General features: G+C 49.1%; 16 protein-coding genes and 1 pseudogene. 14 read left to right on the top strand and 3 right to left on the bottom strand.

The features are described from left to right. Nucleotides 1-53: 53 nt before the first annotated feature. The 5 genes and pseudogenes from radC to BST96_RS08620 all read left to right on the top strand — a co-directional run bounded on the left by radC (nucleotide 54) and on the right by BST96_RS08620 (nucleotide 3,018). Complete coding sequence (gene radC / locus BST96_RS08595) at nucleotides 54-728, top strand: RadC family protein (RefSeq protein ID WP_085758307.1); 675 nt, start codon at nucleotides 54-56, stop codon at nucleotides 726-728. 216 nt (nucleotides 729-944) lie between these two features. Next, entirely contained in the window at nucleotides 945-1,181 is a 237-nt protein-coding gene (rpmB, locus tag BST96_RS08600) for a 50S ribosomal protein L28 (protein WP_085758308.1), read from the top strand. Nucleotides 1,182-1,191: 10 nt separating this feature from the next. Continuing rightward, nucleotides 1,192-1,359 carry a 50S ribosomal protein L33 gene (rpmG, locus tag BST96_RS08605; RefSeq protein WP_085758309.1) on the top strand — a complete coding sequence of 56 codons (168 nt, stop codon included), beginning with the start codon at nucleotides 1,192-1,194 and terminating at the stop codon, nucleotides 1,357-1,359. 310 nt (nucleotides 1,360-1,669) lie between these two features. Further along, a pseudogene (gene mutM, locus BST96_RS08615) lies at nucleotides 1,670-2,484 on the top strand (bifunctional DNA-formamidopyrimidine glycosylase/DNA-(apurinic or apyrimidinic site) lyase). Nucleotides 2,485-2,667: 183 nt separating this feature from the next. Then, nucleotides 2,668-3,018: a hypothetical protein gene (locus BST96_RS08620; RefSeq protein WP_157117908.1), complete on the top strand. Its 351-nt coding sequence runs from the start codon at nucleotides 2,668-2,670 to the stop codon at nucleotides 3,016-3,018. 64 nt (nucleotides 3,019-3,082) lie between these two features. Here the strand turns inward: BST96_RS08620 and BST96_RS08625 are convergent, their stop codons facing one another. The 3 genes from BST96_RS08625 to rsmD are packed head-to-tail and all read right to left on the bottom strand — an operon-like array spanning nucleotide 3,083 to nucleotide 4,474. Further along, a complete protein-coding gene (locus BST96_RS08625) occupies nucleotides 3,083-3,334 on the bottom strand; it encodes a YfhL family 4Fe-4S dicluster ferredoxin (protein ID WP_085758312.1) in 252 nt (83 codons plus the stop codon). A 9-nt stretch (nucleotides 3,335-3,343) separates the two neighbouring features. Next, nucleotides 3,344-3,823 carry a pantetheine-phosphate adenylyltransferase gene (gene coaD / locus BST96_RS08630; protein WP_085758313.1) on the bottom strand — a complete coding sequence of 160 codons (480 nt, stop codon included), beginning with the start codon at nucleotides 3,821-3,823 and terminating at the stop codon, nucleotides 3,344-3,346. Nucleotides 3,824-3,874: 51 nt separating this feature from the next. Then, nucleotides 3,875-4,474, bottom strand: a complete 600-nt coding sequence (rsmD, locus tag BST96_RS08635; RefSeq protein WP_085758314.1) for a 16S rRNA (guanine(966)-N(2))-methyltransferase RsmD — start codon at nucleotides 4,472-4,474, stop codon at nucleotides 3,875-3,877. 114 nt (nucleotides 4,475-4,588) lie between these two features. Here rsmD and ftsY point away from each other — a divergent pair, with 114 nt between their 5' ends. The 9 genes from ftsY (at nucleotide 4,589) to BST96_RS08680 (ending at nucleotide 12,932) form a co-directional block, all read left to right on the top strand. Continuing rightward, nucleotides 4,589-5,680: a signal recognition particle-docking protein FtsY gene (ftsY, locus tag BST96_RS08640; protein WP_085758315.1), complete on the top strand. Its 1,092-nt coding sequence runs from the start codon at nucleotides 4,589-4,591 to the stop codon at nucleotides 5,678-5,680. 29 nt (nucleotides 5,681-5,709) lie between these two features. After that, nucleotides 5,710-6,381, top strand: coding sequence for a cell division ATP-binding protein FtsE (ftsE, locus tag BST96_RS08645; RefSeq protein WP_085758316.1), 672 nt, complete (start codon nucleotides 5,710-5,712; stop codon nucleotides 6,379-6,381). After that, nucleotides 6,378-7,370, top strand: coding sequence for a permease-like cell division protein FtsX (gene ftsX, locus BST96_RS08650; protein WP_085758317.1), 993 nt, complete (start codon nucleotides 6,378-6,380; stop codon nucleotides 7,368-7,370). The genes ftsE and ftsX overlap by 4 nt, the downstream gene beginning before the upstream one ends. 141 nt (nucleotides 7,371-7,511) lie before the next feature. Further along, a complete protein-coding gene (gene rpoH / locus BST96_RS08655; protein WP_085758318.1) occupies nucleotides 7,512-8,360 on the top strand; it encodes an RNA polymerase sigma factor RpoH in 849 nt (282 codons plus the stop codon). A gap of 167 nt (nucleotides 8,361-8,527) precedes the next feature. After that, complete coding sequence (locus BST96_RS08660) at nucleotides 8,528-8,908, top strand: DUF423 domain-containing protein (protein WP_085758319.1); 381 nt, start codon at nucleotides 8,528-8,530, stop codon at nucleotides 8,906-8,908. Nucleotides 8,909-8,937: 29 nt separating this feature from the next. Then, on the top strand, nucleotides 8,938-9,645 hold the full coding sequence (trmB, locus tag BST96_RS08665; protein WP_085758320.1) for a tRNA (guanosine(46)-N7)-methyltransferase TrmB: 708 nt from the start codon (nucleotides 8,938-8,940) through the stop codon (nucleotides 9,643-9,645). 44 nt (nucleotides 9,646-9,689) lie between these two features. Next, nucleotides 9,690-11,087, top strand: coding sequence for an asparagine--tRNA ligase (gene asnS / locus BST96_RS08670; protein WP_085758321.1), 1,398 nt, complete (start codon nucleotides 9,690-9,692; stop codon nucleotides 11,085-11,087). A 40-nt stretch (nucleotides 11,088-11,127) separates the two neighbouring features. After that, a complete protein-coding gene (locus tag BST96_RS08675) occupies nucleotides 11,128-12,357 on the top strand; it encodes a nucleoside recognition domain-containing protein (protein ID WP_085758322.1) in 1,230 nt (409 codons plus the stop codon). Nucleotides 12,358-12,629: 272 nt separating this feature from the next. Continuing rightward, nucleotides 12,630-12,932, top strand: coding sequence for a hypothetical protein (locus BST96_RS08680; RefSeq protein ID WP_085758323.1), 303 nt, complete (start codon nucleotides 12,630-12,632; stop codon nucleotides 12,930-12,932). Nucleotides 12,933-13,007: the final 75 nt, after the last annotated feature.

The raw sequence follows: 13,007 nt of genomic DNA on the forward strand, positions 1-13,007 counted from the left end.
CACTCTTCAGGATAGTGAGAGCGTTATTAACCTCTGTAATCAAGGATGACATTATGGCAATTACCGATTGGCACCCCACTGAACGACCCCGTGAAAAACTGATTAAGCAAGGCCCCGCGGCTTTATCCGACCCTGAGTTACTGGCTATATTCCTGCGCACGGGAGCACCGGGGCTCACCGCGGTAGATTTAGCACGGCTGTTAATTAATCAATATGGCAGCCTCAGGGGGCTGCTGGCTGCTGATTATGACCGGTTCTGTCAGGGCCGAGGTCTGGGCGAAGCCAAATATACCCAGTTGCAGGCGGTGCTGGAAATGTCCCGTCGACATATGTACGAGCAAATGAGCCGGGGGGATGGTTTAACTAGCCCGAGCCTCACTCGTCAATACCTGTCGAACCGCCTTAGCGGTAAGCCCCAGGAGCAGTTCTGCTGCCTGTTTATGGATAGTCAGCATCGGGTTATCGCCTTTGAAACGCTATTCTATGGCACGATCGACGGGGCCAGTGTTTATCCCAGAGAGGTGCTTAGGCGCTGTTTAGATCATCATGCCGCGGCGGTAATCCTCGCGCACAACCACCCGAGTGGCTTCGCTGAGCCCAGCCAGGCCGATATCAGAATTACCCGTACTCTGGTTGATGCTTTAAACTTGGTGGATATCCGAGTGCTGGACCATTTTGTGGTCGGCGATGGTGAATTAGTCTCTTTTGCGGAAAGAGGGCTTATTTGAGCCAACTTTTTGGGCTTTTTCCAAGTTTAAGTTGCGATCGATTAGGTGTTCTGGTATAAAGTCGCGCTCCGTTCGGGCAGGTGTTCTCAGGTGAGCTTTACTGTGAGCTTTTAAGTTAGCATCTCCATCCGGCTTTTACCTTGTTGGATGATGGCAATGATGGTTTTTAAGTCCCGAGAAACCGTTTATTTATTTTATTATTGGAAGTGACGAATCATGTCCAGAGTATGTCAGGTTACCGGCAAGCGCCCAGTAACAGGAAACAACGTTTCCCACGCAAAAAATCGTACGCGTCGTCGTTTTTTGCCCAACTTGCACCGTCATCGTTTTTGGGTAGAGAGCGAGAACCGCTTTGTTTCACTGCGTGTATCTGCAAAAGGTATGCGTATCATTGATAAAAAGGGTATCGATACAGTACTAGCTGATTGTCGCGCCCGTGGCGAGAAGGTATAAGGAGTAGATCATGGCTAAAAGCGCACGCGATAAGATCAAATTGGTTTCTACTGCTGGTACAGGTCACTTCTACACCACAGATAAGAACAAACGCAACACGCCTGACAAGATGGTATTTAAGAAATACGACCCTGTTGTTCGTAAGCACGTTGAATATAAAGAATCTAAAATCAAGTAATTGATCGCTGATTCTAAAAAGCCCGACTTCGCTCGGGCTTTTTTGTGCCTAATAGATAGTGATCGATACTTGCTATCTGAGGCAAATACCTTAATTAAGGCCCAGCGTATTGTAGCGTCGGCGTTTGAAGCTACTGAGAGCCTGGACATTGTAGGGTGGATTATAATCCACCAAGCTCAGTCAGTCGCCGCCATAAGCGGTGGATTATAATCCACCCTACGGGCTAAAGTATTTGTCCCGGATAGGGATACGCTAAGGCGGGAACCCCGTGACACTGGATTCCCCCTTCGCAGGAGTGACGGAAAGACCTATGCCCGAATTACCAGAAGTAGAAACCACCCGCCGCGGTATAGCGCCCCATATTGACGGCCATACTATCAACAAGCTGGTTGTGCGTCAGCCCAGCCTGCGCTGGCCCGTACCCGATAATCTGCCCCGACTGATGAAGGGCAAGGTGATTCAGTCGGTTGAGCGCCGGGCAAAATATATCTTACTGAGGCTGTCCAATGGCACAGCCATCCTCCATCTGGGGATGTCAGGCAGCCTGCGTATTATCGAGGCCGATGAGCCTCCTATGGCCCACGATCATGTCGATATGGTTCTCGATAGCGGCCAGGCCCTGCGTTTTACCGACCCGCGTCGCTTTGGTTGCTTGCTGTGGCAGGGTGCCAAAGAAGATACCCACAAATTACTGGCCTCTTTAGGCCCTGAGCCCTTATCAGAGGACTTTGATGGCGAGCGCCTATTCCAGCTCTCTCGCGGGCGCAAGTCTGCGGTTAAGACCTTTATTATGGACAATAAAAATGTTGTCGGGGTAGGGAATATCTATGCCAATGAGGCCCTGTTTGCCGCAGGTATCAGGCCTGACCGTGCCGCGGGCAGAATATCCCGCCAGCGCTATCTGCTGTTGGCTGATGAAATTAAGCAGGTATTAGCCAGAGCGATAGAGCAGGGGGTACCACCCTGAGGGATTTTGTGGGAGGTGATGGCAAGCCGGGCTACTTTAAACAGCAGTTAAAGGTCTATGGCCGGGGCGATGAGCTCTGCCTGAACTGCAAGGGGGAGTTAACCGAAATCCGCCTTGGTCAGCGCAGCACGGTTTACTGTCGTCGTTGCCAGCGTTAGTGGCCTCATCGTGTGCAAATTCACAGATTGGGCAGTTTTTTCGATTCTCTAGACGACGAATCCCGGATTTAAGTCTATGATTACTTCAAATATGGGACGTAACTGGTTATCCCCCAATAGATTTTTGTTATATCAACTTAGTGAACAAGCAAGGCTTGAAAGCGTTTTACGGAGAGAATTAACATGCGGAAAATAATGCAAACATTAGCGGATAAACTAAGCCGCGCTGGCTTGGTGCTGAGCATGGCCATGTTATTGATGCTGCCCCAGATGGGCTATACACAGGCCGTAGACGAAGACCCTACCGCACTGGCTATGGCGGGTGATTTGGTGATAGCCAGGCCGCTGCTACTAGTAGCCACCGTTGTTGGCACCGTGTTCTATGTGGTGAGCTTGCCTTTTTCACTGGCTGGTGGCAACGCGGCTGAAGCTGGCGAAACTCTGGTGGTAGGCCCTGCCAAATCGACCTTTGTTCGCTGTTTAGGCTGTACTCGCTCAGGCTATAAGAAAGACGTCGCCAAATACGAAGACTAAGACCCGATACAAAAAAACGGCCTATTGGGAAACCAATAGGCCGTTTTTTATTGCCTGTTCAAAGCTAGCTGGCGGCAATCAGGTTTTTATATTTGGTATGCAATTCGTCCTGGGTTTCAAGGTGGTCCGGATCTAGCGGGATACAGTCCACCGGGCAGACGGTTTGGCACTGGGGTTCATCAAAGTGGCCGACACACTCGGTACATCGCGATGGCTCAATCTCATAGATCTCATCGCCCTGATAGATGGCCTCATTGGGGCAGACCGGCTCGCAGACATCGCAATTAATACATTCATCGGTAATTAACAGGGCCATAGCAGGGGCTTAGGCGCTGAAGCGGTCATTCAGTGCCGTGTTGACCACCGCGGGAACAAATTGGCTAACATCGCCGCCCATAGCGGCTATCTCGCGGACCAGCGAAGAAGAGATACAGGCCAGCCCCGGTGAAGGGGGCAGGAAAATAGTCTCAAAATTAGTTTGCATGGCGCGGTTCATATCCGCCATCTGCATTTCATACTCAAAGTCCTTCATTGAGCGGACACCCCGCAGCACCGTGGTACTGCCTTTGTTGGCGGCGAAATTGACCAGCAGCTCACTAAAACCACAGACTTCGATATTATCCAAATGGGCCAGTGCCTGTTGGCATAGCCCAATCCGCTGCTCCAGATCAAACATCGGCTGCTTCTTCTGGCTATAGGCAATCCCCAGTACCACCTTATCGAATAGCTTGGCGGCTCTTTCCACCAAATCAATATGGCCGTTGGTAATTGGGTTAAAGGTGCCGGGATAAATCACGGTAGTCATGGCTAACTCTCATTCATTTCGGATTGGCAATAATCGCCTAATGTCGGGCGATTATACCTGTCTTGGCAATTTATATAAGCGGTAGCAGACCTGGCCGGCGGTTTTCTCTCTATGCAGCAGCCATTGGGGCGGTAGCTCAGGCAGGGCTTCGTCCTTGCCCATTTCCAGATACAGCCAGCCATCAGGCTTAAGCATGGCTTGTTGATCAATCAGTTGAATACAGCGCTGGGCGAGGTCTTGTCGGAATGGTGGGTCGAGGAAAATAACGTCATAGCGGTTGCCAGCGTTCTGTTGTAACCAGTCAGCGGCATTAGCCTGTGATACATGCCCATGGTTGGCGTCGAGCAGCTGTAGATTATCCCGCAACTGACGGGTCGCCGATTGGGCGTTATCCACCAGGTCCACCAGACTGGCACCCCGTGACAGGGCTTCCAGCCCCAGTGCACCGCTGCCAGCAAAAAGATCGAGGCATTGGGCGCCATGGATATCTGCGCTCAGCCAATTAAAAACCGTTTCACGGACCCGGTCAGTGGTCGGGCGTAGGCCATCAACTGAGGGAAAGCTGAGTTTGCGGCCACGCCACTGGCCACCGATTATCCGCAGTTGATTCGAGGGGGCGTTAGCTGATCGCCTGGTCTTTGCTTTACTCATTGCTTTCTTGTGGTTTTGAGGCCTTATTGATTCAGTAATTGAGGCTCCGTTTCAAGCCGCAAGGATGGTAGGATAGCACCCTTGTGAAAAGAGTAATGAGTAATTATAAAATCCATGAAGTTTTTTGATCGTTTTAAATCCAAGTCTGAAGCTGATAGCGAGAGTGAAGAGAGCCCCGTCGTTGACAATACCGGGCCAGAGAGCGAGGTGGTCGCAGTAGCAGAGACCGATGAGTCCTCTGTGGTTATTGCCGAACCCGAAGCGCCAGCCGAGCAGGTTTCTGCTGGATTTTTCTCTCGTCTTAAAAAAGGCCTTAAGCGAACCAGCAGCAGTTTTTCCAGCGGCATGGGTACCTTGTTTCTGGGTAAAAAAGAAATTGACGATGAGCTGCTGGAAGATCTTGAAACGCAATTGCTGGTCGCCGATGTGGGTATCGAAGCCACACAGTCTATTATGGACAATCTCGCGCAACAGGTTTCCCGTAAAGAACTCTTTGATGCCGAAGCGCTTTACCAATCGCTGCAAAAAGAATTAGCGGCATTGCTAAAGCCTTCGGTAAAACCGCTGACTATCGATACCGGCAAAAAGCCCTATGTGATTTTAATGGTGGGTGTAAACGGCGTGGGTAAAACCACCACCATCGGTAAACTCACCAAACGTTTCCAGGCCGAAGGCAAAAGCGTTATGTTAGCCGCTGGTGATACCTTTCGTGCGGCGGCGGTTGAACAATTGCAAGTGTGGGGTGAGCGCAATGATGTTCCCGTTGTTGCCCAGCATACCGGTGCCGATAGTGCTTCTGTGATCTTTGATGCGGTACAGGCCGCGCAATCGCGCAATGTTGATATATTGATTGCCGATACCGCTGGTCGCCTGCACAATAAAGACAACCTAATGGAAGAGCTAAAGAAAGTTGTTCGAGTAATGGGTAAACTGGATGATACCGCTCCCCATGAAGTGATGCTGGTATTGGATGCCGGTACAGGACAAAATGCCCTGTCGCAGGCGAAAAGCTTCCAAGAGGTTGTGGGGGTTACCGGTTTAACTCTGACCAAGCTTGATGGCACTGCCAAAGGCGGGATTATTTTTGCCATCAGCAAACAGCTGGGTTTACCGATACGATTTATTGGCGTGGGTGAACAGGTCGATGACCTTAGGCCCTTTATCGCTGAAGAGTTTGTTGAAGCTTTATTCGACGACGAAGAATAAAAAACTTAATTAATGGTTGCGAAGCCTGAATGATACAGTTCGACCAAGTCAGCAAGCGTTACCCCGGCGGTCATGAGGCGCTCAAGTCTGTAAGTTTTACTATTGAGCCTAATGAAATGGTTTTTTTAACCGGCCATAGTGGCGCCGGTAAAAGTACCTTGCTCAAATTAATGATGGTAATGGAGCGGCCAACTCAGGGGCAGGTATTAGTCGACGGGCAAAACCTGCGCGGCCTGCCCGCAAGAAAAATTCCCGCACTGCGCCGTGATATCGGTGTTGTATTCCAGAACCATCAATTATTATTTGATCGCACCGTGTTCGATAATATTGCGCTGCCCTTAGTGATTGCCGGCTACCAGCCCAGAGAAGTGGGGCGCAGAGTTCGTGCTGCTCTCGATAAAGTGGGTTTGCTGAGTAAAGAGAAACAAATGCCAGTGACCTTGTCTGGAGGTGAACAGCAGCGCGTGGGTATCGCCCGGGCGGTCGTCAACAAGCCCAAAATTCTATTGGCGGATGAGCCAACCGGTAACCTTGACCCGGAATTGTCCGCTGAAATTATGCATCTGTTTGAACAGTTTAACCAAGTGGGTGTGACGGTCCTGATTGCCAGCCACGACCTTAGCCTGATTGCCCGCTTACCCTACCGGATGATGACCCTGCGCCAGGGTGAAATTGTCACTGCCCCCGGGGGTGTTGCTTGAATAGTCCGGACAAAACCAGCGGCCGTAGGGATAGCAAAGGCGCCAGCCAAAGCCGAACCAGTACCGGCGATAAGATGAATAGCTATATGGCTCACCACCAACAAGTGGCCCGGGATAGCTTTCAACGTTTAATCGGTACTCTGGTCCCCAGTATGATGACCTGGCTGGTCATCGGTATTGCTCTGGCTCTGCCTACCGGTTTATTTGTCGCTCTGGAAAATGTGGAGTCGGTTAGCCGAGGTTGGGATGGTGCGGCCCAGATATCCCTGTTTGTGAATAAAGTCGTGCCTGAAGAAGATAGTCGAAAATTGGCGAGAAAGCTGCGACTTAGGGATGATATCTCCGAAGTTGACTACATTTCTCGCACTCAGGCCCTGGAGGAATTCCAGGCTTTATCGGGTTATGGGGATGTTTTAGAGCATTTGGACCAAAACCCATTGCCTGCGGTGATTGTGGTCAGGCCAGTTGAGCAGGAGGTTTCAGCCGAGGCTACCGAAGCGCTTTATAAGGAATTAAAGGCCTTGCCTCAAATTGAGCAGGCCATTATCGATTTAGAGTGGGTTCAGCGCCTCTACAGTATGATGGAACTGGGCAAGCGTATGACGCTGGCACTGGCGGCATTACTGGCGTTGGGGGTGTTATTGGTGATCGGTAATACCATCAGGTTGGCCATAGAGAGCCGCCGGGATGAGATTGTGATTGTAAAATTGGTTGGTGCGACCAATGCCTTTGTTCGCCGGCCTTTCCTGTATACGGGTCTTTGGTACGGTCTGGGCGGTGGTATTGTGTCCTGGCTGCTGGTCTCGGTCAGCCTGTTCTGGTTAAGCGGCCCTGTGGCGGAGCTATCGGGCCTCTACCAGAGCCAATTTGTCCTCCAGGGTCTGGGCTTTGGCCAAACCCTGCTGCTATGGCTGGCCTCCGGCCTGCTGGGCCTGGCGGGAGCCTGGTTAGCGGTTAGTCGCCATTTGGGCTCCATAGAGCCTCGCTAAGCGCCCCTTGATCTCGCTCAAATAAACACCATATTGGGTGGTTCAGACCCTAATAAAAGCGTCTATCGGTGAACTTTTTAGTTATTAGCACTCTAAGGGAATGAGTGCTAAAATTGCCGCCGATTAATTGGAGATAGCGTTATGAGTACCGCACTACAGACTGTCAACTTAGTACCCGGGAGTAATCTCACGGCGTATATGCAGACTGTGAATAACTTCCCGATCCTGACCGCCGAGCGTGAGCGTGAGTTGGGTGAAGAGCTGTATTACCACGAAAACCTTGAAGCTGCCCGTGAGCTGGTTATGTCTCACCTGCGCTTTGTGGTGCATATCGCCAAATCTTACAAAGGCTATGGCCTGCCACTGGCGGATTTAATCCAGGAAGGCAATGTTGGCCTGATGAAAGCCGTTAAGCGTTTTAATCCCGAGAAGGGTGTACGCCTGGTTTCTTTTGCGGTGCATTGGGTTAAAGCCGAAATGCACGAGTTTATTCTGCGCAACTGGCGCATTGTAAAAGTGGCTACCACCAAAGCCCAACGTAAATTATTTTTTAACCTGCGCGGCGCTAAGAAAAAGTTGGCCTGGTTAAATAATGCTGAAGCGAATGCCGTTGCCGATGACCTTGGCGTTGATGTGAAAGAAGTCCGCCGCATGGAAAGTCGCCTAACCGCTTCTGACCTGGGTTTTGATGCCGGTGCCGATGATGAAGATGATGGCGTCGTCGCCCCAGCGCATTATCTGGAAGATAACACGGTCAACCCTGCGGTGCTGTTGGAAGATGCTGATTGGGAAAGCAATAGCAACCAGCACTTGCAAGTAGCGTTGGAACAGCTGGATGATCGTAGCCGTGATATTTTGCAGGCCCGTTGGTTAAGTGAAGAAAAACCAACGCTGCATGAGATGGCTGATAAGTACGGTGTTTCCGCTGAGCGTATTCGTCAGCTGGAAAAAAATGCAATGAAAAAAGTCAGGGCAACCATGGAAGCCTAATGGATTTCAGCCCTAACCAGAAAAACCGCCGTCAGGCGGTTTTTTTATAGGCTGAGTAAACGGTGGATTACAATCCTCCCTACGTTAAGCCTGAACAATACTGTAGGGTGGATTACAATCCACCATCGCGCACCCAAAGTAAACTCGTTTAATTACGGTAAAAGGTAATGGCCAAAACACTATTAATGATCGCAGCACTTAGCGGCCTATTGGCCGTTGCCATCGGCGCTTTTGGAGCTCACGGACTAAAGGGGCGAGTCACCACAGACTTAATGGCGGTTTACCAAACCGGCGTGCAATACCATTTCTATCACACATTAGCTTTATTGTTAGTCGGTATCTTAATGCTGCAATTCCCCCAGGAGTCACTGTTAAGCTGGAGTGGTTGGCTGTTTGTTGTCGGTATGATTATTTTTTCCGGCAGCCTCTATGTGATGGCATTAACCGGTATCAAATGGTTGGGGGCTATCACGCCTATCGGAGGTGTGGCCTTTATTGCTGGCTGGCTAAGCTTGGCCATAGCTGTTTATAAAAATGTTGGCGAATAGAATTGAGTAAAATAGGTAAGCAAGTAACGATGTCAGATCAAAACACGCCATCCGACGATAAAAAACGTCGCAGTATCCGCAGCTTTGTGCTGCGTACCGGTCGTATGACCCCAGGCCAACAAAAAGCTTACGATAACCATTGGCCCAGCAAAGGTCTATTGTTAGCCGATGGCATGATTGATTATGCTCAGGTATTTGGCCGTCAGGCGCCGGTGGTTTTGGAAATCGGTTTTGGCATGGGCGCGTCTCTGGTTGAAATGGCCAAGGCGGCACCGGAGCAAGACTTTATTGGTGTCGAGGTTCATGTCCCGGGCGTCGGTAAGTTACTCCACGGTATGGAGGAGCAGGGTGTCGATAATATCCGGGTTTATTGTGATGATGCAGTGGAAGTCCTAAAACAGTGCATTGCCGACAATAGCCTCGACCGGATTCAAATCTACTTTCCTGACCCATGGCATAAGAAAAAGCACCATAAGCGCCGCCTGATTCAGGCTCACTTTGTACAGGCACTACGCAGCAAATTAAACGTTGGTGGTGTACTGCATCTGGCCACCGATTGGGAACACTATGCGGAGCATATGATGGAAGTGATGGCCGCCGCTGAAGGTTTTAGCAATCAAGCGGATGAGTATTGCTTCTCCGATCGGCCTGGCTATCGTCCGATCACAAAATTTGAAAAGCGCGGTGAGCGTTTAGGTCATGGCGTTTGGGATTTACTGTTTGAAAAAACCGCGTAAACTGTCTGCCATCCCAGTTAATTACCATTTCAAGGATTCTATTAATGGCCGCGACTTCCATCAAACAATTACTTGCTGGCTCAATTGCAACGGGTAATACCGTTAGGGTACAAGGTTGGGTACGAAGTCGCAGGGACTCCAAAGGCGGTTTTTCCTTTATGGCCATCCACGATGGCAGCAGCTTTGATGCTATTCAGGCGGTGATCCCCGCAGAACTGGATAATTACCAAGACGAAATTTTGCAAGCCGGTGCTGGTTGTTCAGTCAAAATCACCGGTGAGCTGGTCGCTTCACAGGGCAAGGGTCAAGCCTTTGAAATTCAGGCGCAGTCCGTTGACGTGGTCGGCTGGGTCGATGATCCAGAATCCTACCCCATCGCTAAAAAACGCCATAGCTTTGAATATCTTAGAACGGTCGCCCATCTGCGCCCGAGAACCAATACCTTTGGTGCGATTACCCGTGTGCGTACCGTGCTGGCCAATGCGATTCATAATTATTTTTTCGAGCGTGAATTCCAGTGGATTAATACACCGCTTATTACTGCGAGTGATTGCGAGGGTGCTGGTGAGCTTTTTAGAGTTAGCACGCTGGATTTAACTCATCTACCTCGCACAGAGAATGACGCTATCGACTTTGCTCAGGATTTTTTTGGTGAAGAGTCCTTTCTTACCGTTTCCGGTCAGCTTAATGTTGAGTCCTATTGTATGGCTTTATCCAAGGTCTATACCTTTGGCCCAACCTTTCGGGCGGAGAACTCCAATACCAGCCGTCACCTGGCGGAGTTCTGGATGGTAGAGCCGGAAATTGCCTTTGCCGATTTGAATGACGATGCAGACTTGGCAGAAGACTTTTTAAGCTATTTATTCAATACCGTACTGGAAAAATGCGAAGATGATTTAGCTTTCTTTAATCAGTTTGTCGATAAAACCTGTTTAGAAAGATTGCAAACGGTAGCCGATAAAAACTTTGTCCGTATGGATTATACCGAGGCGGTAAGTATTCTGGAAAAAACCAAAAAGACATTCGAATATCCGGTGAAGTGGGGTATTGATTTACAGTCTGAGCATGAGCGCTTTTTATGTGAAGAACATGTGGGCGCCCCCGTAGTGGTGATGAACTACCCTAAAGATATTAAAGCCTTCTATATGCGGATGAACGACGATGAAAAAACGGTAGCCGCTATGGATGTATTGGCACCGGGTATTGGGGAAATTATCGGTGGCAGTCAGCGGGAAGAGCGCTTGGATATATTAAATGCCCGTATGGCCGAGCAGGGTATCGGTGATGAACTATGGTGGTATAAAGACCTTCGTCGCTATGGCACCGTACCCCATGCTGGTTTTGGGCTGGGTTTTGAGCGCTTAATTAGCTATGTCACTGGTATGGAAAATATCCGTGATGTGATTCCGTTCCCAAGAACGCCGGGCAATGCACCTTTTTAAATCCCGGTAAAATCAGCACTATCAGTGAAAGAAAATAATAATGCTGCATAGAATTTGGCTAAGTTTTTTTATTATAGGGTTTCTTTCCGCGCTGTATCAGTGGTTAGGTTTGGGCGACGCTGATGTTTTTCAGCGCATTGTAAAGTCCACGTTTGATATGGCGTCACTCTCCGTTGAGCTTTCAATTGGTTTGGTCGGTGTCTTGAGTTTGTGGCTGGGTATTGCAGCTTTAGGTGAAGCCAGTGGCCTAATGGCTAAGCTGGCGAGAATGTTATCCCCATTGTTTACCCGCTTAATGCCGGAAGTACCCAAAGGGCACCCGGCGATTGGCTCTATGACTTTAAACCTTTCTGCCAATGTATTGGGTCTCGATAATGCAGCAACTCCCTTAGGGTTAAAAGCGATGCAAGATTTGCAGTCGCTTAATCCAAAGCCTGATACCGCCAGTAATGCACAAATTCTTTTTCTGGTATTAAATACATCTTCTGTCACATTATTTCCGATAACGGTTTTACTTTATCGTGCGCAACTAGGTGCAGCCGATCCGGCATCAGTTTTTATTCCTATTTTATTAGCCACTAGCTGTTCGACTCTGGCAGGTTTATTAGTGACGGCCTGGGTACAAAAAATAAAATTGTGGGATACGGTAGTGCTGGGTTATCTAGCTTTAATTATGGGGTCGTTATTTGCGGTGATAGCTTACTTTGCTACATTAAGTGCCGAACAACTACAGGAAAGCTCTAGTCTGGTTAGCAACCTAATGATTTTCAGTATTATTATGCTGTTCTTATTAGTCGCCCATTATAAAAAAGTGAATGTGTATGACACCTTTATTGAGGGCGCTAAAAAAGGGTTTCAGGTTGCTATCGATATTATTCCTTTTCTATTGGCGATGTTGGTGGCCATTGGGATCTTTCGGGCTAGTGGCGCATTAGATATTGCGATGGATAGTGTGCGGGATATGGTGGCGATGGCGGGTTGGGATACTCGCTTTGTGGATGCCTTGCCAACCGCTATGATGAAGCCTCTAAGTGGTTCCGGCGCAAGGGCAATGATGGTTGAAACTATGAACACCCACGGAGTCGATTCCTTTCAGGGGTTATTATCAGCTACCATTCAAGGCTCCACCGAAACCACCTTCTATGTACTGGCGGTCTACTTTGGCAGTGTCGGTATTCGCCACGGTCGTCATGCGTTGGCCTGTGGTTTAACAGCGGATATGGCCGGTATTGTTTCCGCTATTGCTATCGCTTACTGGTTCTATGGCTAAATTAAAGCGCCAAACTGATAACTAAGCCCCGCTTTCCATCTAACAGCCCTGCTAAGCTGCAAGCTTTAAATCACACTTGTTTTGGTGGCCAGTCTAGCCCTGTTTGTTAGTTTTTTGGCCGAAAATGGAGTGAAATCACCTTATATGTGACACATTAACACCAATTTTTGTGCATTTTTCCAATAGTGGTCCATACTCAAGGTGTGGCAAGGTAGTGGTACGGTTTATGGATTTACTTGCCCGCAAAGAGGTAAGAGGTAGAGGTAGTGATTATGGCGCTGGATAAAAAAGAAACTGGAGCGGTTGATGAAATGTCTATTGTGGACGTTTTCACCAAGCTTATTTTTGATGCTGATTCCATGTTGGATGAGACAGAATCGCTGATTGTTGAGATTCTGGGCCAGATTGAGCCTTCATTATTCGAAGCTTCCCGCCGTGATATCAGTGAGTTCCTTCGCGCTATGGGTGTCGATGAAATGATCGCAACCGTTGGTCAGGTTAAGCGTGGTTTAGACCAGCAGCAGGCTGTTATAGCCTCTAATCGCTCAGGCAGCCGTTACCCGCTACATCGCTAAGTTGTTGTTTACTAGCCGTTTTATTCCCCCATATTGCTTAATTTAACCATTTAGCTTGCGACATTAGTCGTACTT

The organism is Oceanicoccus sagamiensis (assembly GCF_002117105.1).
Lineage (GTDB): Bacteria > Pseudomonadota > Gammaproteobacteria > Pseudomonadales > Dasaniaceae > Oceanicoccus > Oceanicoccus sagamiensis.

Coding starts and splice junctions, on each gene's coding strand:
- ftsE (WP_085758316.1), top strand. CDS start 5,710: ATGATACAGTTCGACCAAGTCAGCAAGCGTTACCCCGGCGGTCATGAG.
- coaD (WP_085758313.1), bottom strand. CDS start 3,823: ATGACTACCGTGATTTATCCCGGCACCTTTAACCCAATTACCAACGGC.
- rsmD (WP_085758314.1), bottom strand. CDS start 4,474: ATGAGTAAAGCAAAGACCAGGCGATCAGCTAACGCCCCCTCGAATCAA.
- trmB (WP_085758320.1), top strand. CDS start 8,938: ATGTCAGATCAAAACACGCCATCCGACGATAAAAAACGTCGCAGTATC.
- rpoH (WP_085758318.1), top strand. CDS start 7,512: ATGAGTACCGCACTACAGACTGTCAACTTAGTACCCGGGAGTAATCTC.
- BST96_RS08625 (WP_085758312.1), bottom strand. CDS start 3,334: ATGGCCCTGTTAATTACCGATGAATGTATTAATTGCGATGTCTGCGAG.
- BST96_RS08675 (WP_085758322.1), top strand. CDS start 11,128: ATGCTGCATAGAATTTGGCTAAGTTTTTTTATTATAGGGTTTCTTTCC.
- BST96_RS08680 (WP_085758323.1), top strand. CDS start 12,630: ATGGCGCTGGATAAAAAAGAAACTGGAGCGGTTGATGAAATGTCTATT.
- BST96_RS08660 (WP_085758319.1), top strand. CDS start 8,528: ATGGCCAAAACACTATTAATGATCGCAGCACTTAGCGGCCTATTGGCC.
- radC (WP_085758307.1), top strand. CDS start 54: ATGGCAATTACCGATTGGCACCCCACTGAACGACCCCGTGAAAAACTG.
- ftsY (WP_085758315.1), top strand. CDS start 4,589: ATGAAGTTTTTTGATCGTTTTAAATCCAAGTCTGAAGCTGATAGCGAG.
- BST96_RS08620 (WP_157117908.1), top strand. CDS start 2,668: ATGCGGAAAATAATGCAAACATTAGCGGATAAACTAAGCCGCGCTGGC.
- asnS (WP_085758321.1), top strand. CDS start 9,690: ATGGCCGCGACTTCCATCAAACAATTACTTGCTGGCTCAATTGCAACG.
- rpmB (WP_085758308.1), top strand. CDS start 945: ATGTCCAGAGTATGTCAGGTTACCGGCAAGCGCCCAGTAACAGGAAAC.
- rpmG (WP_085758309.1), top strand. CDS start 1,192: ATGGCTAAAAGCGCACGCGATAAGATCAAATTGGTTTCTACTGCTGGT.